This is a genomic window from Pseudocitrobacter corydidari, assembly GCF_021172065.1.
GTDB classification, from domain to species: domain Bacteria; phylum Pseudomonadota; class Gammaproteobacteria; order Enterobacterales; family Enterobacteriaceae; genus Pseudocitrobacter; species Pseudocitrobacter corydidari.
In genome coordinates this window covers 867,502-893,599 of sequence record NZ_CP087880.1, presented here as the reverse complement: position 1 = coordinate 893,599, position 26,098 = coordinate 867,502, and the positions used below count along the sequence as shown (strand labels likewise).

The following is a 26,098-nucleotide window of genomic DNA, read 5'->3' as shown; positions in this document are numbered from 1 at the left end:
GCGGCTTAACGCCTGGGCAAAGCGCTAATTTTGTTCGTTCTTTCGCCCTGCTCGGGAATGCAAAAATTCGACGTTGATCATGTAATGAAAAAAAACAACATTTTTTGCTGGTGTTTGTCCCCTTTCATCAACCTTGAGGGGTATATTCTTGCTAAAACGCCTGCAGATTTCACCCATTAATGGAATCGTTTCAATCAATGAGCGCCCCATCACGATGAACATGCTGGAAAAAATTCAGTCGCAACTGGAAAACCTTAGCAAATCCGAACGTAAAGTGGCGGAGGTGATCCTTGCCGCGCCAGAGCAGGCTATCCATTCGAGTATCGCGGCGCTGGCACTGGAAGCCGAGGTCAGCGAGCCAACGGTTAACCGTTTTTGCCGCAGCCTGGAAACGCGCGGCTTCCCCGATTTTAAGCTTCATCTTGCCCAAAGCCTGGCCAACGGTACACCGTATGTTAATCGTAATGTGGATGAAGATGACAGCGTAGAAGCATACACAGGGAAAATATTTGAGTCGGCGATGGCAAGCCTGGCCCACGTCCGCCAGTCGCTGGAGATGTCGGCGGTAAACCGGGCGGTTGATCTGCTTACCCAGGCCAAACGTATCGCCTTCTTCGGATTGGGCTCTTCCGCCGCTGTCGCCCACGACGCCATGAACAAATTCTTCCGCTTCAACGTGCCGGTGGTCTATTCCGATGACATCGTCCTGCAACGGATGAGCTGTATGAATTGCAGCGAAGATGACGTCGTGGTGCTGATATCACACACCGGCAGAACCAAAAGCCTGGTGGAACTGGCACAGCTGGCGCGTGAGAACGATGCCATGGTGATTGCGCTGACGTCGGCCAACACGCCGCTCGCGCGCGAAGCCACCCTTGCCATTACGCTCGACGTTCCCGAAGACACCGACGTTTATATGCCCATGGTTTCCAGGCTGGCACAGTTGACGGTGATTGACGTGCTGGCTACCGGTTTTACGCTGCGCCGGGGCGCGAAATTCAGGGATAACTTGAAGCGAGTCAAAGAAGCGTTAAAGGAATCGCGGTTTGATAAAGAACGTATGACACACAGCGATAACCATTAAAAATCGTTACAGCACTATTGATTAGACATTCGGCGTTATCACTGCCCAAGCGGTGCTACCTTAAAGGTGCCGAATCCATGTTCACGCAACACCTGGTTGTTTAAGTTAACGGAGTATTACATGTCCAGAAGGCTTCGCAGAACCAAAATCGTTACCACGTTAGGGCCAGCCACTGACCGCGACAATAATCTTGAGAAAGTGATTGCCGCAGGTGCCAACGTTGTACGAATGAACTTCTCTCACGGCACGCCGGAAGATCATAAACTTCGCGCAGATAAAGTACGCGAAATCGCGGCAAAACTCGGTCGTCATGTAGCTATTTTAGGCGATCTCCAGGGTCCAAAAATCCGTGTATCTACCTTCAAAGAAGGCAAAGTTTTCCTCAATATTGGCGATAAATTCCTGCTCGACGCCAACCTGGGTAAAGGTGAAGGCGATAAAGAAAAAGTCGGTATCGACTATAAAGGTCTGCCTGCGGATGTGGTCCCGGGCGATATTCTGCTGCTCGACGATGGTCGCGTACAGCTGAAAGTGCTGGAAGTTCAGGGCATGAAAGTGTTCACCGAAGTGACCGTCGGCGGCCCGCTTTCCAACAACAAAGGTATTAACAAACTGGGCGGCGGCCTCTCTGCTGAAGCTCTGACCGAGAAAGACAAAGCAGATATCGTGACGGCGGCAAAAATTGCTGTCGACTATCTGGCGGTCTCCTTCCCGCGCTGTGGCGAAGACCTGAACTACGCTCGTCGCCTGGCGCGCGAAGCAGGCTGCGATGCGAAAATCGTGGCGAAAGTTGAACGTGCGGAAGCCGTATGCAGCCAGGACGCGATGGATGACATCATTCTGGCATCTGACGTGGTGATGGTTGCGCGTGGCGACCTGGGTGTTGAAATCGGCGACCCGGAGCTGGTAGGTATTCAGAAAGCGCTGATTCGTCGCGCACGTCAGTTGAACCGTGCAGTGATCACTGCAACCCAGATGATGGAATCGATGATCACCAACCCAATGCCAACCCGTGCGGAAGTCATGGACGTGGCGAACGCCGTGCTGGATGGTACCGATGCGGTGATGCTGTCAGCGGAAACCGCCGCTGGCCAGTATCCGTCTGAAACCGTCGCGGCGATGGCGCGCGTATGCCTGGGTGCGGAAAAAATCCCAAGCATCAACGTCTCTAAACACCGTCTGGACGTGCAGTTCGATAACGTGGAAGAAGCGATTGCGATGTCTGCGATGTACGCGGCAAACCACCTGAAAGGCGTTAGCGCCATCATCACCATGACCGAGTCTGGCCGTACCGCGCTGATGACTTCACGTATCACCTCCGGTCTGCCGATTTTCGCCATGTCGCGTCATGAGCGCACCCTGAACCTGACCGCGCTGTATCGCGGCGTGACCCCGGTTCATTTCGATAGCGAAAGCGACGGCGTTGCGGCGGCCCATGAAGCCGTTAATCTGCTGCGCGACAAAGGCTATCTGGTTGCCGGCGACCTGGTAATTGTGACGCAGGGTGATGTGATGGATACCGTGGGTTCCACCAACACCACACGTATTTTGACAGTCGAATAAAAATTATCTTTTATCAGAACAAAGGCCTCTTCACAGGAAGAGGCCTTTTTTTGGCAACGAGCTGGCTGTAATTTGCCTGATGGCGCTTCGCTTATCAGGCCTACCAGACTTCGCTCTACTCAAATCATGTAGGCCTGGTAAGCGCAGCGCCGCCGGGCACATAAAGCACTTACTCCGGATATCGCTCGCTCGGTTTATACGGCTTAATATCGCCAGGCTTACGCGTTTTCAGCAGCTTCAGGATCCAGGTGTACTGTTCCGGATGTGGGCCGACAAAAATCTCCACCTCTTCATTCATTCGACGCGCAATGGTGTGATCGTCTGCTTCCAACAGATCGTCCATCGGCGGGCGTACCAGAATGGTTAAACGATGCGTTTTGCCATCATAGACCGGGAACAGCGGCACAACGCGCGCACGGCACACCTTCATCAGACGACCAATCGCCGGAAGCGTGGCTTTATAGGTGGCGAAGAAATCGACGAACTCGCTGTGCTCCGGGCCGTGATCCTGATCCGGCAGATAGTAGCCCCAGTAGCCCTGACGCACGGATTGGATAAACGGCTTAATGCCATCGTTACGCGCATGCAGGCGACCACCAAAACGACGACGTACGGTATTCCACACGTAATCGAATACTTTATTGCCCTGATTGTGGAACATGGCGGCCATTTTCTGCCCCTGCGACGCCATCAGCATTGCCGGGATATCCACACCCCAACCGTGCGGCACGAGGAAAATGACGTTCTCGCCCTTCTCGTGCATTTCGTCGATGATCTCTTTGCCCTGCCAGTCGACGCGCGGCAGAATTTTCTCTGGCCCGCGAATCGCCAGTTCAGCCATCATCGCCATCGCCTGCGGGGCAGTGGTATACATACCATCAATGATAGACTCGACTTCTGCATCGCTTTTGTCCGGGAAGCAGTAGCGCAGGTTGATTTGTGCGCGGCGGCGAGCGCTTTTACCTAAACGTCCGGCCAGACGGCCTAAAGAGCCTAAGAGCGGGTCGCGTACTTTCGCGGGTAAACAAGCGGCTCCCGCAAAGGCGAATACACCCAGCCACGCACCCCAGTACTGTGGGCGGCGAAAGTCTTTCTCGAATTCAGGAATGTATTCACTGTTTTTTTTGTTTGTTTCCATGCTTATTCCATGAAGAGCGCTTCTGGTGCGAAACGATTACCGATAGTGTAGCGAGGCGCTCTGGTTCACACAAAAGAAAAAGCCGGTGACACTGAGTACACCGGCTTTAATTGCATATAAATTAAGCGAAATTAATCAAAACGTAGCTGCGGAAGGACCAGCTTAACCTGTGCCAGGTAATCCGTACGATCGGAGCCGGTCAGGCCTTCCGTGCGCGGAAGTTTCGCCGTCAGCGGGTTGACTGCCTGCTGGTTGATCCACACTTCATAGTGCAGGTGCGGGCCGGTAGAACGCCCGGTATTCCCGGAAAGCGCGATACGGTCGCCACGTTTGATTTTTTGCCCTGGTTTCACGAGGATTTTACGCAGGTGCATGTAACGGGTGGTGTAGGTACGACCATGACGGATCGCTACATAGTAACCTGCCGCACCGCTACGCTTCGCCATGACCACTTCACCATCACCCACCGCCAGTACTGGCGTGCCTTGCGGCATTGCGAAGTCTACGCCACGGTGCGGCGCGACACGGCCGGTAACCGGGTTCAGGCGACGCGGGTTAAAGTTAGAGGAGACGCGGAACTGACGCGCGGTTGGGAAACGCAAGAACCCTTTTGCCAGCCCGGTACCGTTACGGTCGTAATACTTACCGTCTTCGGAGCGGATCGCGTAGTAATCTTTACCTTCGGAACGGATACGCACGCCAACAAGTTGGCTCTGCTCGCGCTTGCCATCCAGCATTTCGCGCGACATCAGTACGGCGAATTCATCATCTTTTTTCAGCTTACGGAAATCCATCTGCCACTGCATCGCTTTGATTACCGCACTGACTTCTGTGCTGGTAAGGCCAGCATTGCGCGCGCTGGTCACAAAGCTGCCGCCAACGGTGCCTTTCAGCAGGCTGTTCACCCACTCGCCCTGTTGCGTTTCAGCGCTCATTTTAAAGCCGTTAGCCACACGGTCGTAGGTACGGGTTTCGCGACGGGACATTTCCCAGGTGAGCTGTTGTAAATCGCCATCCGCCGTCAGCGTCCAGGAGAGCTGTTGGCCGATTTTCATATTACGCAGGTCTTTATCCGCCGCCGCAAGACGACTGATATCACCCATATCAATACCATACTGATTGAGGATGCTGCTGAGGGTGTCGCCTGTGGAGACAACATACTCATGCTGGTTATCGGTTTTCTCGTCCAGCTCATCCTGTGGGATTGCTTCATCTTCCTGTGCTGCCTGGTCGATAGGCTCGCTCGCTTCCGGCAACAGGGAACGGATTTCTTTCTGTTCCAGCTCGATGGTGCGCACAATCGGGCTGGATGTTGGGTGATAAACGTATGGTCGCCATACGGCGACCGCTAAAGTCAGGACTGTCAACGACCCCAGCATAACGCGGTGGGGTCGCGGCAAATTGTTAAACGCCAGGGCGACAGAGCGGGCTATCTGTTGCACGTATTCACTTCCTCATTAATCTCCCTTCAGGCAGCTCGAATATTGGTTCGCGAGTTGACGAAGAAACGTCGCGTAACTCTCTTTGCTCAATTGAATGTTTGTACCCAGAGGATCTAACGTGCCCATACGCACAGAAGTTCCCCTGGCCACCGCTTCAACGACCGCTGGCCTGAACTGTGGCTCAGCAAAAACGCAGGTTGCTTTTTGCTCAACCAACTGTGTTCTGATTTGATGTAAACGCTGCGCACCGGGTTGGATTTCAGGGTTTACGGTAAAGTGGCCAAGTGGCGTTAAACCGTACTGTTTTTCATAGTAGCCATAGGCGTCATGAAAAACGAAATACCCCTTCCCTTTCAGCGGTGCCAGCTCGTTACCAACCTCTTTATCGGCTGTGGCTAACTGTGCCTCAAAATCCTTCAGGTTGGCGTCGAGTTTGGCTCGACTCTGCGGCATAAGTTCCACTAATTTGTCATGGATTGCAACCGCTGACAGCCGCGCTATCTCTGGCGAGAGCCACAGATGCATGTTGTAGTCACCGTGATGGTGATGTGCGTCACCTTTTTCACTCTCATGGCCTGCGTGATCGTGGTCACCTTCATGGTCATGGTCATCATCATCTCCCCCTTTCATGAGCAACGGTTTCACGCCGTCAAGCTGGGCAACGGTGACTTTATTTTTGTCAGAAATGCTTTGTGCTGACTTATTCATGAAAGCTTCCATTTCCGGCCCAATCCATACGACTAAGTCCGCGTTCTGTAAGCGTTTTACATCAGATGGACGTAACGAATAATCATGTTCAGACGCACCGTCCGGCAATAAAACCTGCGTCTCGGTGACGCCATCGGTGATAGCTGAAGCGATAAATCCAAGTGGTTTCAGTGAGGCGACAACAGCCGCGTCAGCGCGCTGAACGGCGGCACCGCTAAACGCAATCGATAAAGCAGCGAAAAGAAGCGTATTTTTCTGTAACATAATGCGTCTGATAATCGTAATGAATAAGTGGAATGTGATATTATAACATTCACTCACTTGTGCAACCCCTAATTGCTATGACGAATCTTGTAACACTGGAAAATGTTTCGGTCTCATTCGGCCAGCGCCGCGTGTTGTCTGACATTTCGCTGGCCCTCAAGCCAGGACGCATTTTGACGTTACTCGGGCCGAACGGCGCGGGTAAATCCACGCTGGTACGCGTGGTTTTAGGCCTGGTAGCACCCAATGAAGGCGTGATCAAGCGCGAGGGCAAACTGCGCATTGGCTATGTGCCGCAGAAATTACACCTCGATGCCACGCTGCCGCTGACGGTGGAGCGTTTCTTACGCCTGCACCCGGCGACCAAAAAAGCGGATATCCTTCCGGCGCTGAAACGCGTGCAGGCCGGTCATTTGCTTAACGCGCCCATGCAGAAACTCTCTGGCGGCGAGACGCAACGCGTCCTGCTGGCACGCGCGCTGTTGAACAGCCCGCAACTGCTGGTGCTGGACGAACCGACGCAGGGCGTCGACGTTAACGGGCAGGTCGCGCTGTACGATCTGATTAACCAGCTGCGTCAGGAACTGGACTGCGCGGTATTAATGGTTTCGCATGATCTGCACCTGGTGATGGCTAAAACGGACGAAGTTTTATGCCTGAATCATCACATCTGCTGTTCCGGCACGCCGGACGTGGTGTCAATGCACCCGGAATTTATCTCAATGTTCGGCCCGCGCGGCGCTGAGCAGCTCGGCATCTACCGCCATCAGCATAACCATCGCCACGATTTACAGGGTCGTATTGTTTTGCGTCGGGGAAATGGTCACTCATGATTGAATTGTTACTGCCCGGCTGGCTGGCCGGGATGATGCTGGCGTGCGCCGCTGGCCCACTGGGTTCGTTTGTGGTCTGGCGTCGCATGTCCTATTTCGGCGATACCCTGGCCCATGCCTCATTACTGGGCGTGGCGTTTGGCCTGCTGCTGGATGTTAATCCTTTCTATGCGGTTATCGCGGTTACGCTCTTTTTAGCCGGCGGGCTGGTATGGCTGGAAAAACGCCCTCACCTTGCGGTCGATACCTTGCTGGGGATTATGGCGCACAGTGCGCTGTCGCTGGGTCTGGTGGTGGTCAGCCTGATGTCGAATATCCGCGTTGACCTGATGGCGTATCTGTTTGGCGATCTGTTGGCGGTGACGCCTGAAGATCTGATTTCCATCGCGATTGGCGTGGTGATTGTGCTGGCCATTCTCTTCTGGCAGTGGCGTAACCTGCTGTCGATGACCATCAGCCCGGATCTGGCGTTTGTCGACGGCGTGAAGTTGCAGCGTGTGAAACTGCTGCTGATGCTGGTGACGGCATTAACCATCGGCGTGGCTATGAAGTTTGTAGGTGCGCTAATCATTACTTCGCTGCTGATTATTCCCGCCGCGACGGCGCGTCGTTTTGCCCGTACACCGGAGCAAATGGCGAGCATCGCCGTTGGCGTAGGGATGATTGCGGTCACCGGCGGCCTGACCTTCTCGGCGTTTTATGATACACCGGCTGGCCCGTCAGTCGTTCTGTGTGCAGCGATGCTGTTTATTTTCAGTATGATGAAAAAGCAGGCTCAGTGAGCCGTTGAGATGCCGGATGCGGCTTCGCCTTATCCGGCCTGGGGATACGGTTTGGTAGGCCGGATAAGATGCGTGAGCATCGCCATCCGACACGGTTCTCAGGGCATTTCAGGCGGTGTAATGCCGAAGTGATTCCATGCACGCACCGTCGCCATACGTCCACGCGGCGTACGTTGCAGGAAGCCCTGCTGAATCAGGTAGGGCTCCAGCACATCTTCAATGGTTTCCCGCTCTTCACCAATCGCCGCCGCCAGGTTATCTAACCCCACCGGGCCGCCGAAGAATTTATCGATAACGGCCAGCAGCAATTTGCGGTCCATGTAATCAAACCCTTCCGCATCGACGTTAAGCATATCCAGCGCCTGCGCGGCGATCTCCGCTGAGATGGAGCCATCATGCTTCACTTCCGCGAAATCGCGAACGCGGCGCAACAGGCGGTTGGCGATACGTGGGGTACCACGCGCGCGGCGAGCGACTTCCAGCGCGCCTTCGTCGCTCATCTCCAGCCCCATATAGCGGGCGCTACGGCCAACGATATGTTGCAGGTCAGGCACCTGATAAAACTCAAGACGCTGAACGATACCGAAACGGTCACGCAGCGGCGAGGTTAACGAACCCGCACGCGTGGTCGCGCCAATCAGGGTAAACGGCGGCAGATCGATTTTGATCGAGCGTGCGGCCGGGCCTTCGCCAATCATAATGTCGAGCTGATAATCCTCCATCGCCGGATAGAGCACCTCTTCCACCACCGGTGACAGTCGATGGATTTCATCGATAAACAGCACATCATGCGGTTCGAGGTTGGTGAGCATCGCCGCCAGGTCGCCCGCTTTCTCCAGCACCGGGCCAGACGTAGTACGCAAATTCACGCCCATTTCATTGGCGACAATATTGGCAAGCGTGGTTTTACCCAGCCCCGGAGGGCCGAAAATCAGCAGGTGGTCGAGTGCATCGCCACGCAGTTTCGCAGCCTGGATGAAAATCTCCATCTGCGATCGCACCTGCGGCTGACCAATATACTCTTCCAGCAATTTTGGCCTGATGGCACGGTCTACTATATCTTCCGGCAACGTGCTTTCAGCACTAATCAGGCGGTCTGCTTCAATCATCCTCTACCTCACAGCGCAGCGCGTAACGCTTCGCGGATCAATGTTTCGCTATTGGCATCCGGACGCGCAATTTTACTGATCATCCGGCTGGCTTCCTGAGGTTTATAGCCCAGCGCCACCAGCGCGGCAACCGCTTCCTGCTCGGCATCGTCCGTCGCCGGGCCTGCCGGAGAGGTGAGCACCAGATCGGCAGCCGGGGTAAACAGGTCGCCGTGCAGGCCCTTGAAGCGGTCTTTCATTTCGACAATCAAACGCTCGGCGGTTTTTTTACCAATACCCGGCAGTTTCACCAGTGCGCCAAGTTCTTCGCGTTCAACGGCATTGACGAACTGCTGCGCCGACATGCCGGAGAGGATCGCCAGCGCCAGTTTCGGGCCCACGCCGTTAGTTTTAATCAACTCTTTAAACAGGGTACGTTCCTGTTTGTTGTTAAAGCCGTAAAGCAACTGTGCATCTTCGCGCACCACAAAATGGGTGAAGATGATGGCTTCTTGCCCCGCTTCCGGCAGCTCATAAAAGCAGGTCATCGGCATATGCACTTCATAGCCGACGCCGCCCGTTTCCAGCAGTACTAACGGGGGTTGTTTTTCAATGATGATGCCTCTGAGTCTGCCTATCACATGACGCTCCTGCGTTAATGGCTCTGATACAAAGGTGTATCATAAAAAAATGCTGGATAGATATCCAGCGGGGATAACATTAAAAATGTCTTTCTGGCGCGCATTATAGCGCTGACGGGCACCCCATACCTGCCCTTTCTGGCGAAGGATTGCGTTAGTAAGATGTTGCATTGAGAAGAGTGTCTTGCTACCTAAATTTTGTTGGAAGGTTAAACAATTATTTATAGACCAATTTTCTTGCGCCCCTTTCTGGGCCGAACATAATAACTCACACAACCTACCTTTTTCTTTTTTCCATCGATAATAATCTCTTCAACCGTTTTTCTGGTTGAAGGCAGCAGGTATTTCCCGGAAATAAACGGCATTGCCTCTTGCCAACTCTTCGTTTCCAGTAGTAATTGACCCGATATCGTGTAAATACGATAAAGACCAGGGGTTGGATGCGGCGACATGCGACGCATCTTCAGTTGATATCCGATGACTACTAAAAAAATAAAAGCGCTTATCGCCCAAATCGCTATCAGCACCGGTAAATGGCTCACGTTAAAAAAAATATTTTCGCAGGGTTTGCCAATAGCGGGTTTATCTTTAACGACATTCACGCACATGGCACCATTCGGTTCCACTCGTTTGTCCTCGGCGTGGTAAACCCAGGTTTTGTCGTTAACCCGCCAGGTAAGATCATAGTCATATAACGTGGAGCAATCTACTCTACCGCCCCTGAGATAATGACAAGTGTCGGTCATACGACGCTCCACGCTGCTGATGGAGTGTACTGCGGAAACCGTTGCCAGCATGGGGAGGCTAGTACGGTGATAGTGATATTCCATCGCGACGGCATAGACGGTATACATCAGTAAAAACGCATAAAAAAGTGCAATCAGTTTTGTATAACGATGATAGTGGATCACAACAATCCAGCAAGCAAAGAACAGCAACGTGGAATATATAAAAGGAAGCAGTATTTGATGGTTATCAATGTTCAAATGATGCCTCCATTACATTTAGGATAAACGTGAACACTCGTTATACGTCAAGGTTAGTTGCATGCTATTTCGCCGAATTCATCGACCTTGTGTAGGGACTTATCACAAAGCATATACTGTGCTGATTTATTATACTTCCCTTCAAAATTCACAATAGGTATGCTGTTCGAGTAGCTAAACCAGATATTCACATATTCTTCTGAATCAAAAAGAGAATCCCAAATAATTGCATTCGTATCGCATTGTTTCGCTGAATCGTATTGAAAACACCGCCCGCTTGCTCCACACCCTCCACCATCATTTACAATACACACATTCGCCTGATGAAACTCTCGTTCAAGCCATGTTTGCCAGAGTACACCCGCAGCGCAGCCCACGAACAGAAGTGAAGCAAGCAAAAGATATCCTTTTTTATGCCTAGTCCCCGAGAACGCCAGACAAAAGATGAATAGCATACATTGTGCCACAAACACCCATTCCTTATTTCCATCGACCAAATGCCATTGGTTGGCGATAACCGTAAGAAAAATGGATGTCACCATACACGTCCAGCGTAATGGATCTAAGGGCAATAGCAGATAAAGCAGTGATATCGTGCCCGGCATAATGAGAAAAGCGACGGCATTTGCTTCGGGGAGATCGCTAAAAATTGAGTAAAAACCGGCAATAACAGCCTGAACCAAAAGAAAGAGGATAATTATACCGCTACATTCTGCTATTCTTCTCATCCGTGAACATCTCACTATTCAGAAATCAATAATACCAAATCGCTTTGAGGTAGTGATTGTTATCCCTTTGATAAATAGCAGTAAGCCAGCTACAGGAATCACCACTATGACACGTTATGGTACCTAATTCTTTTATCCTGATTCCGTTTATTGTCATTGTATTTCCATTCCGTACGCCAGGCGACAACTTCACGTGCTGCATTCTGCCGCCATTGTATTGACCTGGGCCATAATAGTAATACACCGCAGTCAGTCTGTATTGGTAGTTAGCAAAAGAAACAAAGCCTTCCATATCCGAAATATAACTTTTGCTGTAAGGCAAACTCAGCGCATCAGATTTTAGTGACGTCGGGCGGCGAGGCGTTTTAACATTGGGGAATTCCATATAGAGAAATGCTCGGTCCGTCCAATCGCGATCGCCGTCGCAGGTATCGTCACCAGTAATAGTTGTACACTCCACAACCAGAGAGGGTGTGACCAGAAAGTGATTCTGAGTATAGGCAAAGATTCGCTGTTGATATTCATGTTTATCATTTTCGAAATTTTCACACGCTGATGCATACTCATCATGATAGCCGTACATATGTCTCGTAAGCTGCATCAACTTCTGCTCATCACTAGCACCGCCATTTTTTACTGTGCTGGCATACTTATCATATACCTGGCACGTATCCTCTACTTTTTCAACAGCAGCAGCGAGCGTTGTTTTACTCGCCAGAAGAAGCAGAGCGATCACCCACCCAATATGTTTCATTCATGCACTCCCTGCACGTTAAATTTTTTCGGAGTAAGTCCACTCTCAATTCGCCATTGATACGCCTGTGCATGTTCTAAATCGCTACCATCAAGAGTAATCGAGATTTGGTTTGAGTAAATCAAATATTCATCACCTCTGTTAGCAGGTTGAGTGCCAGACAGAGCATAAGTCCCCGCCAGCAAATCCCCCTCTGACACCATTTCATAACTTTTTAATGCGTAGCCATATCGCCAGTTAATCAAATCAAAAAGTATTCTTTCAGCCGCCTCTCTTGCAAAAATATCATTCCCCACTCTGATGGAAAAACTTCTTGTGTTAATTTTATAATGATGTTTCCCTTGTAAGAATTCAAAAGCCTGAGTCAGTGAAAACGATTTCTTATAATGCCCACCCGGCGGAATAAGTTGCCAGCCATCGACACCATCAAAAATTCCACACATCCCATCAAGGACAATATTACACGTTGAAACATTAAATGCAGCGTTGCAGGGCAGCAATCCACCTTTAAATATATAAGCTGGTTGATTATTGCGATTATAAAAATCCAGAACGGCATTCACCACGCGACCTTGCTGTATGACGCCAAGCCTCATGGTTACTCCACTTTGCGCCATTCTCGCATTGTTGATACTCGTACCAACTTCATCTACGCCGTAGATGTCATCACTTATATGAATGATTTGTGGAACAATTTCCCCTTTATCATTTAAAGAAACGCGTCCATAGCGATAGGGATAACGAATAACATTGTCATTAGCGCATACATTCATACAATGGCTCACTACAACAACAAATATCACTTTAATTAATAACCGCATAAAACTTGCCTTGTCATTGTCTTTATACAATGCTAATTCTTTATCCGCATGAAAGAAAGTTCCTGGTTCATATATAAATAATGGATTGATATAGTGAAAATAAATTACCCAGCCAAATATGAAACCGGTGATATTGTCTTCACCTGCATCGGTGCTCGCCTGTTTGGGCAAATTTCTGCGGCTTCGCAATGCTGGAGCAACCATGTGGGGATTATCATCGGGCATGACGGCGAAGATTACCTGGTCGCCGAAAGTCGAGTTCCGCTCTCCACCATCACAACGTTGTCACGCTTTATTGAACGCTCGACCGACCAACGCTACGGCGTCCGCCGTCTGGCTGGAGGATTAACCGCAGAACAAAAACTGGCGCTGGTCGAAAAGGTGCCAGGACGGCTGCATAAGCTCTACCACACCGGCTTTAAATACGATTCCGCACGTCAGTTCTGCTCGAAGTTTGTCTTCGATATTTATAAAGAAGCGTTATGCATCCCGGTGGGGGAAATAGAAACCTTCGGGAATTTGCTGCACAGCAACCCGAACGCCAAACTCACCTTCTGGAAGTTCTGGTTTCTGGGCTCAATTCCGTGGGAGCGAAAAACCGTTACACCAGCCAGCTTGTGGCATCATCCGAGTCTGGAATTGATTTACGGAAATGTTTAACGCCTGCAAGCGCTCGCTACCTCAGGCGGGTTTCCCCGCCTGATTGTTAGTTGACGGGAATATAGCCCACATCAGCAATGAGTTGTTTTCCCTGCTCGCTTAAAAACCAGTCAATGACCTTCTGTGATTGCGTTGATGGCGTGCCGGCAGTAACCATATAGACATTCACCGTATAGGGATATTTACCGCTGCGAATAGTCTCTTTCGTTGGCGCAATGCCATTCACTGCCAGTAAACGAATGTTGTCGTTATGATGCAGTTGCGTGGCATAATACCGAAAGGTATAGCCGAGTGAACTGGCGCTGTTTTGATAATCCGCCACATTGCGCAGCAGTCCGAGCATATCGTTGATCGATTCCGTTTCCAGTGGCTTACGCATCTTTTCCGTTTTCATGACAGCAGCACGCATAATGGTTTGGCTACCCGAATCTTCTCTACGCTGATAGGCATAAATACGGGCATCCCGGCCTCCGACCTCTCGCCAGTTATTTATTTGTCCTGAGTAGATTGCACGTATCTGCGTATCAGTGAGTTGAGTGACTGGATTATCCTTGTGGGTAATAAAGACAAACGCCTCTCTGGCGATGGGATAGAAATGCAAATCAACGCCTTGCGTTTTCGCCTTTTCACGTTGTTGTACTGAAGGTTCAGCAACAAAAATAATATCAGCGCGTCCATCAATGAGGGCATCATAAGCGCCATCTGTCGTTCTTACTCGAAGGTAAGATTCGAGATCCTCAGTTGGAATATTTCGATAAAGTGCCTGAGCCGCAGATGCGTAAAGTGGATACAACGCAGTGGCACCGTCCAGTCTCGGCCACCTGGTCTCTAATAATAGCGTGGCTGGCTTGCGCAATGGAGTCAGATTATTATCGGAACTAAAAGGTGTGTACTCCTCAAACATTATATTTTCCGCAATCTGATTTACTGTATTTGTCGCGACACGACGCTGATAGCGATCCCATGTTTGCCAGCTCAACAAACCACTAATACTCGATACGATTAACAGCATAACAATAGCAATATACCTTCCGACTGGATTCGACACCAGCATACCTGTCCGTTTTTCCATAACAGGTTGTACGGCTATATAGGCCAGAATTCCCCCTAAAGGAATCACTGGCCCTAACACGATCATCACCGTAGGGGCATAATAAGTTTCTGAGGTTGAGGCCATATTCATCAAAATTGAGTAAATACAGAACCAGCGTTGATGCGTGTAGAATACAAGATGGCTAAAATCACCATCAGCAATGATGACCGTTGCCAACCAATTAAAAAGCGAACAAAATATCAGAATAATAGCAGGAAGAAATCGAACTAACGTATACGCCTCTTCGCGGATAAACTTTCCTCGAACCCAGCCTAACAGACCTCCAGCCAAAACCGTTAAAGTGAATACGAAAATCAAATCTGCTAAATGGCCTGAAAGCTCTCTGTGTATAGCTAAAAAGAATAATACCATGGGTATGTTGAGAAAAATTGCTAATACCGGCAATGCGAGTCCCAAACATAAAATCTCCTGCACCCATATTTTCACTATTCTTATGAATAACATAAATATCTCCTGTAGAACTGAAATCCCCCGATACGCTGTTTTAGTGATGCTCTGCTAACCAACGTATCCAGGACGTGCCCCACGGCAAAATAAAATATGACGAGCAGGCTTTCGCGGTTCAGCCTTTTGTAATTTCCTGCTGCTCGTTGCGCCATACCGACATCCCCGCTGCATTGATAGAAAAATGCCACGCTACGCCATCGTCAATAAGCTCGCCGTCAATATCGCAGGGCATCCAGTTAAAATCAGGCGGCACAGAACGACAGAATTGACCAGAATTTGATGTCTCACAAACTTCGCTGAGTTGATATATTTTCTTGATCGCCGCGGGTGTTAATTTCCATTTATTACACGCCTTCACTTCAGCATCTGCGCTTCCTTCGAAGTTATTTCCACTAAAAACAGACTTATCAATTTTCGTTATCGATATTTTGGTATTTGTCTCCGAAAATGCAAAAGAATTATTCATCGCAAAGCAAGATACGACAATAAATATAACCCTCATAAATTTATACATTTAACCCTCCCTGTCATTCCTTCGCATAAAGACGATATCAGCCGCGAATTGAGATAAAAAAAAGCCCCCGTCATCAATGACAGAGGCATTCGAATTTAACGCAGTCGCCCTCTCGCCAGATTCAGCCGCGATTCGCTCATTTGCATCGCGTTTTGGCTGACATGGCAGTGGGTGATGGCAATGGCCAGCGCATCGGCGGCATCGGCCTGCGGGTTCGCGGGGAGCTTCAGCAACGTGCGCACCATGTGCTGCACCTGGCTTTTCTCGGCGCTACCAATGCCCACGACGGTCTGCTTGACCTGACGGGCGGCATATTCAAACACCGGTAGGTCCTGATTCACCGCCGCGACAATCGCCACGCCGCGCGCCTGCCCCAGCTTTAACGCGGAGTCGGCGTTTTTCGCCATAAAGACCTGCTCAATGGCAAAAAAATCAGGCTGAAACTGGGTGATGATTTCGCTGACGCCAGCGTAAATTAGCTTCAGACGGGACGGCAGGTCATCCACCTTAGTTCGAATGCAGCCGCTGCCTAAATAGGTAAGCTGCCTGCCAACCTGGCGGATGACGCCGTAACCGGTGATGCGTGAGCCGGGGTCAATCCCGAGAATAATCGACAACACGCACCTCCGGTTGTTGAGTGAACGGCTCCATTACAGAGTCGCTGCTACCTCATCAGAGATCTCACCGTTATGGTAGACTTCCTGCACATCGTCGCAGTCTTCCAGCATATCGATCAGACGCAGCAGTTTCGGCGCAGTTTCTGCATCCATGTCTGCTTTGGTCGATGGGATCATGGAGACTTCCGCTTCGTCGGCTTTCAGGCCAGCAGCTTCCAGCGCATCACGGACTGCGCCCATCTCTTCCCATGCGGTGTAGACGTCGATTGCGCCATCGTCGAAGGTCACAACGTCTTCTGCACCGGCTTCCAGCGCCGCTTCCATGATCGCGTCTTCATCGCCTTTCTCGAAGGAGATCACGCCTTTTTTGCTGAACAGGTAGGCAACAGAGCCGTCAGTGCCCAGGTTACCACCGGTTTTGGTGAACGCGTGACGTACTTCCGCTACGGTACGGTTACGGTTGTCAGACAGACATTCAACCATCACCGCAGTACCGCCAGGGCCGTAACCTTCATAAATGATGGTTTCCATGTTCGCATCGTCATCACCGCCCACGCCACGTGCGATGGCACGGTTCAGGGTGTCACGCGTCATGTTGTTAGACAGCGCTTTATCAATCGCCGCACGCAGACGCGGGTTGGAGCCAGCGTCGCCGCCGCCCAGACGCGCAGCCGTTACCAGCTCACGAATGATTTTGGTGAAGATTTTACCGCGCTTGGCATCCTGTGCCGCTTTGCGGTGTTTGGTGTTGGCCCATTTACTATGACCTGCCATAAATATTTCCTCAAAAAGCGCGCCCTATCAGGCGGCGTTAATTACAAACTCTTCAATCGCCTGCCGGTTGCTCCACGACTTGGTTAATGCCGCGGCGTCCACAGCATTAACCCAGCGGTAGGTCAGATGTTCAGTGAACACGATCTCCCGTTCGTGAGGGAGCGCAAGGCAAAACCAGGATTCGGTATTGCGCATGACGCCCGGCGCATAGCGATGACGTAAATGACTAAAAATTTCAAACTCCACCGTACGCTGACAATCCATAAGATTCAGACGCTCCGCGAAAATATCGACAGAGACCTCTTCCTTTACTTCACGCGCGGCGGCCTGCGGCGCGGTTTCCCCCTCTTCCACGCTGCCGGTAACCGACTGCCAGAAATCAGGATCATCGCGCCGCTGTAGCATCAGCACCCGCTTCGTGTCCTCGGCATAAATCACCACGAGAATCGACACGGGACGCTTGAATGACATATTACTTGTTCTCCGCAGACTCTTTTGCTTCCTTCGCCACGACCTGAATGTTCAGTTCAGCCAGAGAAGCCGGATTCGCGAAGCTTGGTGCTTCGGTCATCAGACAGGCTGCTGCCGTAGTTTTCGGGAAGGCGATAACGTCACGGATGTTATCGGTGCCGGTCAGCAGCATGGTCAGACGGTCAAGACCGAATGCCAGACCTGCGTGCGGCGGCGTACCGTATTTCAGAGCGTCGAGCAGGAAGCCGAATTTCTCGCGCTGTTCCTGTTCGTTAATGCCCAGAATGCCGAACACTGTCTGCTGCATTTCACCACGGTGAATACGCACGGAACCCCCACCCACTTCATAGCCGTTGATAACCATGTCGTAGGCGTTCGCTACCGCGTCTTCCGGTGCCGCTTTCAGTTCGTCTGCGGTCATGTCTTTCGGCGAGGTGAACGGGTGGTGCATCGCGGTCAGACCGCCTTCACCGTCGTCTTCAAACATCGGGAAGTCGATAACCCACAGCGGCGCCCACTTGGACTCGTCGGTCAGGTTAAGGTCTTTACCCAGTTTCAGGCGCAGTGCGCCCAGCGCGTCGGCAACCACTTTTTTGTTGTCGGCGCCGAAGAAGATCATGTCGCCATCTTGTGCGCCAGTGCGCTCAAGGATCGCTTCGACGATTTCTGCGTTCAGGAATTTCGCTACCGGGCTGTTAATGCCGTCGAGACCTTTAGCACGTTCGTTGACTTTAATATAAGCCAGACCTTTCGCACCGTAGATCTTCACGAAATTGCCGTATTCGTCGATAAGTTTACGGGTCAGTGCCGCACCGCCTGGTACACGCAGCGCCGCAACACGGCCTTTCGGATCGTTTGCCGGGCCTGCGAAGACCGCGAACTCAACGTCTTTCAGCAGGTCAGCAACATCTACCAGCTCCATCGGGTTACGCAGGTCCGGTTTATCAGAACCGTAACGGCGTTCTGCTTCAGCAAAGGTCATGATCGGGAAATCGCCCAGATCCACGCCTTTGATTTCCAGCCACAGCTGACGTACCAGCGCTTCCATCACTTCACGCACTTGCGGTGCGGTCATGAAAGAGGTTTCGACGTCGATCTGGGTGAATTCCGGCTGACGGTCAGCACGCAGGTCTTCGTCACGGAAGCATTTAACGATCTGATAGTAGCGGTCGAAGCCTGACATCATCAGCAGCTGTTTGAACAGCTGCGGAGACTGCGGCAGCGCGTAGAATTTACCTTTATGTACGCGAGACGGTACCAGGTAGTCGCGCGCGCCTTCCGGGGTCGCTTTGGTCAGCATCGGGGTTTCGATATCAAGGAAACCGTGATCGTCCATAAAGCGACGCACGAAGCTGGTGATTTTCGCGCGGGTTTTCAGGCGTTGCGCCATTTCCGGGCGACGCAGGTCGAGGTAGCGGTACTTCAGACGCGCTTCTTCGGTGTTAACGTGGTTTGAATCCAGCGGCAGTGATTCTGAACGGTTGATGATGGTCAGATCAGACGCAAGCACTTCGATTTCGCCGGTAGCCATGTCGGCGTTGACGTTTTTCTCGTCACGCGCACGCACGGTGCCGGTGACCTGAATGCAGAACTCATTACGCAGTTCGGAGGCCAGCTTTAATGCGTCGGCACGATCCGGATCGAAAAACACCTGCACGATGCCTTCGCGGTCACGCATATCAATGAAGATGAGGCTACCGAGATCACGACGACGGTTGACCCAACCACACAGAGTCACCTGCTGCCCAACGTGGGACGGTCGAAGCTGTCCGCAATATTCTGTACGCATGAGATATCCCTTAACTTAGCCGCAGGCACAACTGTCGCAGCTTTAGCTGAATGTCACTACTGGATGAAAAAAGGGGGTTATTATACTGGAAATTCTCGCTGGCGATAAGTCCGCTGCGGTTTATCCGCGCATTAGCTGAACGCTTATTGCGCAGACTCACAAAAATTAACAAAATAGATCCCGCTGATAACCGTTCAGTCGTCGTAAGGTATTGCTCTCTTTGCCTGTTTAGATGAGAAACGTGATGTTGACTATTGATGCGAAAAAGACCGCGCTGGTAATTATTGACCTGCAGGAAGGCATTCTGCCTTTCGCCGGAGGCCCGCATACGGCGAGTGATGTGGTCACCCGTGCGGCCCGTCTGGCGGAAAAATGCCGCACCGCGGGTTCCCCGGTGGTGATGGTGCGCGTGGGCTGGTCTGCCGATTTTGCCGAAGCGCTGAAACAGCCGGTTGATGCGCAGGCGGGCGCGGGCGCGCTGCCGGACAACTGGTGGACCTATCCGCAGGCCCTTGGTAAACAAGATCGCGATATTGAAGTCACTAAACGCCAGTGGGGCGCATTTTACGGCACCGACCTGGAGTTACAGCTGCGTCGTCGCGGCATCGACACCATTATCCTGTGCGGTATTTCCACCAACATTGGCGTGGAATCCACCGCGCGCAACGCCTGGGAACTGGGCTTTAATCTGATCATTGCTGAAGACGCGTGCAGCGCCGCCAGTGCGGAACAGCACCAGGGCAGCATGACGCATATTTTCCCGCGTATCGCTCGCGTGCGCAGTACAGAAGAGATTGCTCAGGCGCTATGATTTACATCGGTTTGCCGCAGTGGTCACATCCCAAATGGGCGCGTCAGGGCATTAGCGGGCTGGAGGATTACGCCCGCTACTTTAACTGCGTAGAGGGGAATACCACGCTCTATGCTCTGCCGAAAGCGGAAATCGTCACCCGCTGGCGCGAGCAGACTGGCGATGATTTTCGCTTCTGTTTTAAATTCCCGGCGACAATTTCCCACGAAGCAAAACTTCGCTACTGCGACGACCTGACCACGGAATTTTTCCAGCGGATGTCGCCGCTGGAAGAGAGGATTGGGCAATACTGGCTCCAGTTGCCCGCCACGTTTGGCCCGCAGGATCTTCCCGTTCTGTGGGCTTTCCTCGACGGCCTGCCGAAAAACTTCACCTACGGCATAGAAGTGCGCCATCCGCAGTTTTTCGATAAAGGTGAATCCGAGCAGCAGCTGAATCGCGGGTTGATAGAACGCGGTGTCAATCGCACCATTCTCGACAGCCGCCCGGTGCATGCCGCCGTGCCGCACAGCGAGGCTATCGTTGACGCCCAGCGTAAGAAGCCAAAAGTGCCCGTTCACGCCATTGTCACCGCCAGTAATCCGATGGTCCGGTTTATCGGTAGCGATGATATGGCGCAGAATCAGGCATTTTTTGCCGCCTGGCTGAAGAAACTCCCCGAGTGGACAACCACCACTACGCCGTATCTGTTTTTACATACGCCGGATATTGCACAGGCGCTGGAGCTGGTTAACGCCCTCTGGCATGACCTGCAAATCGCACTGCCGGAAGTAGGTTCTGCGCCCGCGATCCCACAACAATCTTCTCTTTTTTGATATTCCTACCTATCATAGTGAATGCCATCTGCCAGCGAGAAAGGGAGTTTGTATGGTAAGTGCGCTTTATGCCGTACTGGCCGCACTGTTGTTGATCAAGTTTTCCTTCGACGTCGTTCGCCTGCGCATGCAATACCGCGTCGCCTACGGTGACGGTGGTTTTAGCGAACTGCAAAGCGCGATTCGTATTCATGGCAATGCGGTGGAATATATTCCCATCGGCGTCATTTTATTGCTGTTTATGGAAATGAACGGCGCGGAAACCTGGATGGTTCACCTGTGCGGCATTTTGCTGCTGGCAGGCCGTTTAATGCATTATTATGGTTTTCATCATCGCCTTTTCCGCTGGCGTCGCTCTGGCATGAGCGCAACCTACATTTCGCTTCTGCTCATGGTACTGGCAAATCTGTGGTATCTGCCGTGGGAGTTGGTTTTCTCACTCCGTTAGCGCACAATACGCCGTTTTCGTTTTTTCGGATTTTACGTTATGTCTCACCGCGACACGCTTTTTTCTGCGCCAATTGCCCGTCTCGGCGACTGGACCTTTGATGAACGGGTAGCCGAAGTCTTCCCGGATATGATCCAACGTTCCGTCCCCGGCTATTCCAATATCATTTCAATGATCGGTATGCTGGCGGAACGTTTTGTTCAGCCTGCCACCCATGTCTACGATCTCGGCTGTTCGCTGGGTGCGGCAACGCTCTCCATTCGCCGTAACATCGCCCATGAGAGCAGCAAAATTATCGCGGTGGATAACTCCCCGGCGATGGTGGAACGCTGCCGTCGCCACATTGACGCCTATAAAGCGCCAACGCCGGTTGAGGTGATTGAGGGTGATATCCGTGATATCGAGATTGAGAACGCCTCGATGGTGGTGCTCAACTTTACCCTGCAATTTCTTGAGCCCGCTGAACGTCAGGCGCTGCTGAATAAAATCTACAAAGGGTTGAATCCCGGCGGCGCGCTGGTGCTGTCAGAAAAATTCAGCTTCGAAGATTCAACCGTCGGCGAACTGCTGTTTAACATGCATCACGATTTCAAACGCGCCAACGGTTATAGCGAACTGGAAATCAGCCAGAAGCGCAGCATGCTGGAAAATGTGATGCTCACCGATTCTGTCGAAACCCATAAAGCGCGCCTGAGCCAGGCCGGGTTTGAGCACAGCGAACTGTGGTTCCAGTGCTTCAACTTCGGTTCACTGGTGGCACTGAAAGCAGGAGCGGCGGCATGATCGAGTTCGGCAATTTTTACCAGCTGATTGCGAAAAATCACCTCTCTCATTGGCTGGAAACCCTGCCCGCGCAAATCGCCACCTGGCAGCGCGATCAGCACGGTTTGTTTAAGCAGTGGTCCAACGCCGTCGAGTTTCTGCCGGAAATCACCCCGTGGAAACTGGACCTGCTGCACAGCGTGACCGCCGAGAGCGAAACGCCGCTCAGCGACGGGCAAATCAAACGTATTGATACGTTGATGCGCAATCTGATGCCGTGGCGCAAAGGCCCCTACTCTCTCTATGGCGTGAATATTGATACCGAATGGCGCTCCGACTGGAAATGGGAACGCGTACTGCCGCACCTGTCCGACCTGACCGGTCGCACCATTCTGGATGTCGGCTGCGGCAGCGGTTATCACATGTGGCGCATGATTGGCGCGGGCGCGCATCTGGCGGTGGGTATCGACCCCACGCAGCTGTTCCTGTGCCAGTTTGAAGCGGTGCGCAAACTGCTGGGAAATGACCAGCGCGCGCATCTGCTGCCGCTCGGCATTGAACAGCTTCCGGCGCTGAAAGCCTTTGATACCGTGTTCTCGATGGGCGTGCTGTATCATCGCCGTTCGCCGCTGGAACACCTCTGGCAGTTGAAAGATCAACTGGTGAGCGAAGGTGAGCTGGTGCTGGAAACGTTGGTGGTTGACGGTGACGAAAATACGGTACTGGTGCCGGGCGATCGCTACGCGCAGATGCGCAACGTTTACTTTATCCCTTCCGCCCCGGCATTGAAAAACTGGCTGGAGAAATGCGGCTTTGTTGATGTGCGTATTGTGGATATGTCTGTGACGTCCACCGAAGAGCAACGTCGTACCGAATGGATGGTAACCGAGTCACTGGCCGACTTCCTTGACCCGAACGACCCGACAAAAACGATTGAAGGTTATCCGGCCCCGCTGCGCGCGGTGTTGATTGCGAAAAAGCCTTAACACCTTTGCAACGCCTGATGGCGCTTCGCTTATCAGGCCTACGGAAGGTATCCGGTAATTTCGCCGGGCGTAACACGCCTGATGCGCTGCGCTTATCAGGCCTACAAAGTACCGTAGGTCGGATAAGGCGAAGCCGCCATCCGACAATTTCACCGCCCGCACCACTAATCCCCGAACAACCGAATGCTGAGGATGTTGGAAATCGATCTGCCGTTCCAGTGATACTCCAGATGCTCCGCCTGAAGGATCTTCGTTACCAGACAAGGCCGATACAGCACATAGCAGGTGTGCCCGGCGTGGCGGACGGAGCAATAGTGAATGCCGTCAACGTTTTGCGCCTTTTGCTGCTGGGCAAACGCCTTCGACTGGCTGTAGTCAGTGGCATGATAAATTGAAGAAGAGAGAAAAGGTTCCTGCGTGATATCCACCAGCGTGGCATCAAACTCCGTGTAGAGCACCCGCATCTGCACTTTCTGCGCCGGTTCGTTGGTGTAACCAAAAATACGCTCCTGATGGTACACCGTCTCTTTCACCGCCGTATCCAGCTGCGGCGCGCAGTAATAACCGCCAAAATCTCCCGTCGTGAAACGTGCGCCCTCCGGGTTCACATGCGTAAAAGCCGCCATGACGTAGCTACAGCCATTAAGCCCAACGAGCCAGTCTTCTTTTGGCACTCTGGATAACGAGCCCACTTGCTCCTGTAACCGCTCATTGGTGATGGCTTCAACTGCCCACACGGCTTCTAATTCATCGCTACTGGCGACATCTTCAAATAAATCGATAGTGGGATAGCGGCTGGGGATAATGCGATAAGCCGTTGCGCCTTTAAAGGCGGCGAGGATGGGCGCGTCATTAATCAAGCCATTCCTCCTCTCCACGCCTGAAGACGCGTGGCAACCTCGTATAGGTCGGCAACGCGACCGCCGCTCATCACATCCATTGCCGAACGCCCAGCGAAGAAAGGATGATTATTCGGTTTGCGCACCCAACCATAAATGCTGTCATCGGCGGTAAACAACACGCGCAGGCACTTATGAATGTTGAGGATATAGCTCATCCGTTCGAGAGTATCCGCACTTAGACGGATGCCGCCACTCACCTCTTTATATTTGTTCAATGTTGAACGTGAACTTACACCCAACAGCTTTAATTGTTCATCAGTGGTGCATTGCCATTTATCCAGAATACGGAAGACAACGGGCAGCGCCTTACTGGTATCAATCGCATTATTTTCATGCTGTTTGTTGACGATTGCCATCGTTCCCCCCTCGTCTGCATGGCTTCAACGCACGTTTCATATATGGACAATAATAGTTCATTTACCCATTTATGTACACTGGCGAATAGTGCACCGTTACACCGCCCGGGAGATAAAAAAAGGCCCCTGTTGAATTGGCAGGGGCCTGGTACAAGCAAACATCATATTGGGCGACATGATGCGCGGTAAAAATCGGTTATTCGGCGCGGCGCGCGATAATCGCCTTCATTTGCGCAACGGCGGCGGCGTCGACGGCATAGCGCGAGTATTCATCCGCTTCCGGGTCTGTTGACATGGAGAGCCCCGGATTACGGTAACGCATTGCCGACGGGATCCACTGCCCGGCAGAGCTGTGAACTTCCTTCACACCTGCCTCAAGAAACAGTTCAAGGTTGCTGGCCCTGACTCCTGCCCCCGCCATAATGATTGGAGCATCGGCACGGGCAATAAGTTCCCGAATTAATGAAAGACCTTTTTCCGCTGACGCTTTTTGCCCGGATGTCAGCACCCTTGCCACGCCCAGTTTTGCCAGCGTATCAAAGGCTTGCTGCGGATTGACGCACATATCAAAAGCACGATGAAAAGTCACCGCCAGCGGGCCCGCCGCCGCCATAATTTGCTGCATCCGCGCGTTATCGACGTTGCCATCTTCATCCAGCACGCCGATGACCAGGCCGGGAAAACCCAGCTCGCGGACGGTGCGCACATCTTCAAGCATCGCCTGAAATTCAGCGTCGGTGTAGCAAAAATCACCGCCGCGCGGGCGGATAATCGGATGTACCGGAATCGAGACTTGCTCTCGCGTCGATTTCAACACGCCATACGAAGGCGTCAGCCCGCCCTCCAGCGGCGCGGCACACAATTCGATGCGATCGGCACCGTTTTTTTCTGCGCTCAGCGCGCACTCCATGCTGTAACAGCATATCTCCAGCACTGTCATTCGCTTCTCCATAACTCAAAACTGGGCGGATCATGCCACGGTTCGCGGCCACAGACCCCGCGTCACTTCACATTGTTACACTGCCTGCTCACTAGCCACGATCGCTTCAATCGTCCAGGGGTGAAATTTGATGGTCACTTTACCGTCAGTCACGGCCAGGGTTGGATTGGGCAGGCGCTCCTTCTCCCCTTTCGGCGAACTGGTTTTGACAAAAATCCCCGGCTGGCTTAGCCCGTCATCGCTCAACAGTGCCAGCGCACGGGTATTTAAGGTCTCCGGCTCTCCTGGTAGCACGATTTCAATATGTTCCCAGCCTTCGTGGGGATAGCGCTTTTCGCCAGGCCAGGGAAGCTCAACCACACTGAACTGCCAGTGCGCCACGCAGACTGGTTCACGCAGTTTAAACAGGCAGATGGGGCGACCATTAATGATATTCTCTGAAAGCAGTTCCCCACACTGCTCCAGCCCGTGACGCCAGCGTTCGGCGGTGGCATTTTGATGACAGCGAAGCGATATATGGTCGGCATCGAGCGGGGCAATATTCAATCCCAGGCGAGTGGAAAGTTCTGTGAACGCCTGAACGAAACGCGGGAGATCCGCGGAAATATCATTCAGTTCTTCAATTGTCTGCCAGTTAGCCATTTTCCCACTCCCGTTTGCAATAAAGGCGCTAATCTACCCTGTTGTTGGTGGTGAACCAAGACCAGCCGCGACATGAATGGTTATTCATTAATCGTGCAGGTGCATCTGGCGGTTTGTAACGCGTCCCTGATGCTGACGCCATCAGGCAAATGCAGTATACTCCCGCCTTAATTTATCCACACCCGACGCGGCTCTTAACGCGATGCCACGTCTTTCAA

29 protein-coding genes are annotated in these 26,098 nt (G+C 52.1%); 10 read left to right on the top strand and 19 right to left on the bottom strand.

What is annotated here, in order from left to right:
* Positions 1-214 precede the first annotated feature (214 nt).
* Complete coding sequence (locus tag G163CM_RS04140; RefSeq protein ID WP_113857102.1) at positions 215-1,084, top strand: MurR/RpiR family transcriptional regulator; 870 nt, start codon at positions 215-217, stop codon at positions 1,082-1,084.
* Positions 1,085-1,204: 120 nt separating this feature from the next.
* The gene (gene pyk / locus G163CM_RS04135) at positions 1,205-2,647 is read left to right on the top strand and encodes a pyruvate kinase (RefSeq protein WP_015964035.1); all 1,443 of its coding nucleotides are present in this window, start codon (positions 1,205-1,207) and stop codon (positions 2,645-2,647) included.
* Positions 2,648-2,816: 169 nt separating this feature from the next.
* On the opposite strand, the gene lpxM is transcribed toward pyk, so the two are convergent.
* From lpxM to znuA, 3 genes are all read right to left on the bottom strand, one after another.
* On the bottom strand, positions 2,817-3,785 hold the full coding sequence (gene lpxM, locus G163CM_RS04130; RefSeq protein WP_231827013.1) for a lauroyl-Kdo(2)-lipid IV(A) myristoyltransferase: 969 nt from the start codon (positions 3,783-3,785) through the stop codon (positions 2,817-2,819).
* Positions 3,786-3,916: 131 nt separating this feature from the next.
* Positions 3,917-5,227, bottom strand: coding sequence for a murein DD-endopeptidase MepM (gene mepM / locus G163CM_RS04125; protein ID WP_231827012.1), 1,311 nt, complete (start codon positions 5,225-5,227; stop codon positions 3,917-3,919).
* A gap of 15 nt (positions 5,228-5,242) precedes the next feature.
* Entirely contained in the window at positions 5,243-6,199 is a 957-nt protein-coding gene (gene znuA, locus G163CM_RS04120) for a zinc ABC transporter substrate-binding protein ZnuA (protein WP_231827011.1), read from the bottom strand.
* A 77-nt stretch (positions 6,200-6,276) separates the two neighbouring features.
* Between znuA and znuC the strand changes: the two genes are divergently transcribed.
* On the top strand, positions 6,277-7,032 hold the full coding sequence (znuC, locus tag G163CM_RS04115; protein ID WP_015964029.1) for a zinc ABC transporter ATP-binding protein ZnuC: 756 nt from the start codon (positions 6,277-6,279) through the stop codon (positions 7,030-7,032).
* Positions 7,029-7,814: a zinc ABC transporter permease subunit ZnuB gene (gene znuB / locus G163CM_RS04110; protein WP_231827010.1), complete on the top strand. Its 786-nt coding sequence runs from the start codon at positions 7,029-7,031 to the stop codon at positions 7,812-7,814. The genes znuC and znuB overlap by 4 nt, the downstream gene beginning before the upstream one ends.
* Before the next feature lie 98 nt (positions 7,815-7,912).
* Here the strand turns inward: znuB and ruvB are convergent, their stop codons facing one another.
* The 6 genes from ruvB to G163CM_RS04080 form a co-directional block, all read right to left on the bottom strand.
* Positions 7,913-8,923: a Holliday junction branch migration DNA helicase RuvB gene (gene ruvB / locus G163CM_RS04105; RefSeq protein WP_015964027.1), complete on the bottom strand. Its 1,011-nt coding sequence runs from the start codon at positions 8,921-8,923 to the stop codon at positions 7,913-7,915.
* Positions 8,924-8,931: 8 nt separating this feature from the next.
* The gene (gene ruvA, locus G163CM_RS04100; RefSeq protein WP_015964026.1) at positions 8,932-9,543 is read right to left on the bottom strand and encodes a Holliday junction branch migration protein RuvA; all 612 of its coding nucleotides are present in this window, start codon (positions 9,541-9,543) and stop codon (positions 8,932-8,934) included.
* Between the two features lie 221 nt (positions 9,544-9,764).
* Entirely contained in the window at positions 9,765-10,529 is a 765-nt protein-coding gene (locus tag G163CM_RS04095; protein WP_231827009.1) for a hypothetical protein, read from the bottom strand.
* 53 nt (positions 10,530-10,582) lie between these two features.
* Entirely contained in the window at positions 10,583-11,257 is a 675-nt protein-coding gene (locus G163CM_RS04090) for a hypothetical protein (RefSeq protein ID WP_231827008.1), read from the bottom strand.
* 25 nt (positions 11,258-11,282) lie between these two features.
* The gene (locus G163CM_RS04085; protein WP_231827007.1) at positions 11,283-12,011 is read right to left on the bottom strand and encodes a hypothetical protein; all 729 of its coding nucleotides are present in this window, start codon (positions 12,009-12,011) and stop codon (positions 11,283-11,285) included.
* Positions 12,008-13,057 (bottom strand): hypothetical protein, encoded by a 1,050-nt coding sequence (locus G163CM_RS04080; RefSeq protein ID WP_231828421.1) that lies wholly within the window; start codon positions 13,055-13,057, stop codon positions 12,008-12,010. Before G163CM_RS04080 ends, G163CM_RS04085 begins: the two co-directional genes overlap by 4 nt.
* Between G163CM_RS04080 and G163CM_RS04075 the strand changes: the two genes are divergently transcribed.
* Complete coding sequence (locus tag G163CM_RS04075; protein ID WP_231828329.1) at positions 12,965-13,492, top strand: YebB family permuted papain-like enzyme; 528 nt, start codon at positions 12,965-12,967, stop codon at positions 13,490-13,492. The genes G163CM_RS04080 and G163CM_RS04075 overlap by 93 nt on opposite strands.
* A gap of 46 nt (positions 13,493-13,538) precedes the next feature.
* On the opposite strand, the gene G163CM_RS04070 is transcribed toward G163CM_RS04075, so the two are convergent.
* The 6 genes from G163CM_RS04070 to aspS form a co-directional block, all read right to left on the bottom strand.
* Positions 13,539-15,050 (bottom strand): PstS family phosphate ABC transporter substrate-binding protein, encoded by a 1,512-nt coding sequence (locus G163CM_RS04070; RefSeq protein ID WP_231827006.1) that lies wholly within the window; start codon positions 15,048-15,050, stop codon positions 13,539-13,541.
* Positions 15,051-15,168: 118 nt separating this feature from the next.
* On the bottom strand, positions 15,169-15,567 hold the full coding sequence (locus G163CM_RS04065) for a hypothetical protein (protein ID WP_231827005.1): 399 nt from the start codon (positions 15,565-15,567) through the stop codon (positions 15,169-15,171).
* Positions 15,568-15,662: 95 nt separating this feature from the next.
* Positions 15,663-16,184, bottom strand: coding sequence for a crossover junction endodeoxyribonuclease RuvC (ruvC, locus tag G163CM_RS04060; RefSeq protein WP_015964021.1), 522 nt, complete (start codon positions 16,182-16,184; stop codon positions 15,663-15,665).
* Positions 16,185-16,217: 33 nt separating this feature from the next.
* The gene (locus tag G163CM_RS04055; RefSeq protein ID WP_015964020.1) at positions 16,218-16,958 is read right to left on the bottom strand and encodes a YebC/PmpR family DNA-binding transcriptional regulator; all 741 of its coding nucleotides are present in this window, start codon (positions 16,956-16,958) and stop codon (positions 16,218-16,220) included.
* A 27-nt stretch (positions 16,959-16,985) separates the two neighbouring features.
* Positions 16,986-17,429, bottom strand: a complete 444-nt coding sequence (gene nudB / locus G163CM_RS04050) for a dihydroneopterin triphosphate diphosphatase (RefSeq protein ID WP_231827004.1) — start codon at positions 17,427-17,429, stop codon at positions 16,986-16,988.
* Between the two features lies 1 nt (position 17,430).
* The gene (gene aspS, locus G163CM_RS04045) at positions 17,431-19,218 is read right to left on the bottom strand and encodes an aspartate--tRNA ligase (protein WP_231827003.1); all 1,788 of its coding nucleotides are present in this window, start codon (positions 19,216-19,218) and stop codon (positions 17,431-17,433) included.
* Positions 19,219-19,462: 244 nt separating this feature from the next.
* On the opposite strand from aspS, the gene G163CM_RS04040 reads away from it, so the two are divergent.
* From G163CM_RS04040 to cmoB, 5 genes are read left to right on the top strand one after another with little or no spacing between them, the layout of a single operon-like run.
* Positions 19,463-20,029, top strand: a complete 567-nt coding sequence (locus G163CM_RS04040; RefSeq protein ID WP_231827002.1) for a hydrolase — start codon at positions 19,463-19,465, stop codon at positions 20,027-20,029.
* Positions 20,026-20,844, top strand: a complete 819-nt coding sequence (locus G163CM_RS04035; protein WP_231827001.1) for a DUF72 domain-containing protein — start codon at positions 20,026-20,028, stop codon at positions 20,842-20,844. Before G163CM_RS04040 ends, G163CM_RS04035 begins: the two co-directional genes overlap by 4 nt.
* A gap of 52 nt (positions 20,845-20,896) precedes the next feature.
* Positions 20,897-21,292: an MAPEG family protein gene (locus G163CM_RS04030; protein ID WP_113857109.1), complete on the top strand. Its 396-nt coding sequence runs from the start codon at positions 20,897-20,899 to the stop codon at positions 21,290-21,292.
* A gap of 39 nt (positions 21,293-21,331) precedes the next feature.
* On the top strand, positions 21,332-22,075 hold the full coding sequence (cmoA, locus tag G163CM_RS04025) for a carboxy-S-adenosyl-L-methionine synthase CmoA (protein WP_015964014.1): 744 nt from the start codon (positions 21,332-21,334) through the stop codon (positions 22,073-22,075).
* Positions 22,072-23,040, top strand: coding sequence for a tRNA 5-methoxyuridine(34)/uridine 5-oxyacetic acid(34) synthase CmoB (cmoB, locus tag G163CM_RS04020; RefSeq protein ID WP_231827000.1), 969 nt, complete (start codon positions 22,072-22,074; stop codon positions 23,038-23,040). Before cmoA ends, cmoB begins: the two co-directional genes overlap by 4 nt.
* A gap of 164 nt (positions 23,041-23,204) precedes the next feature.
* Here cmoB and G163CM_RS04015 read toward each other — a convergent pair whose 3' ends face one another.
* The 4 genes from G163CM_RS04015 to G163CM_RS04000 all read right to left on the bottom strand — a co-directional run bounded on the left by G163CM_RS04015 (position 23,205) and on the right by G163CM_RS04000 (position 25,880).
* Positions 23,205-23,900, bottom strand: a complete 696-nt coding sequence (locus G163CM_RS04015; protein ID WP_231826999.1) for an RES family NAD+ phosphorylase — start codon at positions 23,898-23,900, stop codon at positions 23,205-23,207.
* Positions 23,897-24,298 (bottom strand): MbcA/ParS/Xre antitoxin family protein, encoded by a 402-nt coding sequence (locus G163CM_RS04010; protein WP_231826998.1) that lies wholly within the window; start codon positions 24,296-24,298, stop codon positions 23,897-23,899. Before G163CM_RS04010 ends, G163CM_RS04015 begins: the two co-directional genes overlap by 4 nt.
* A 196-nt stretch (positions 24,299-24,494) precedes the next feature.
* Entirely contained in the window at positions 24,495-25,238 is a 744-nt protein-coding gene (cutC, locus tag G163CM_RS04005) for a copper homeostasis protein CutC (protein WP_231826997.1), read from the bottom strand.
* Positions 25,239-25,313: 75 nt separating this feature from the next.
* Positions 25,314-25,880 carry a VOC family protein gene (locus G163CM_RS04000; protein ID WP_231826996.1) on the bottom strand — a complete coding sequence of 189 codons (567 nt, stop codon included), beginning with the start codon at positions 25,878-25,880 and terminating at the stop codon, positions 25,314-25,316.
* Positions 25,881-26,098 lie beyond the last annotated feature (218 nt).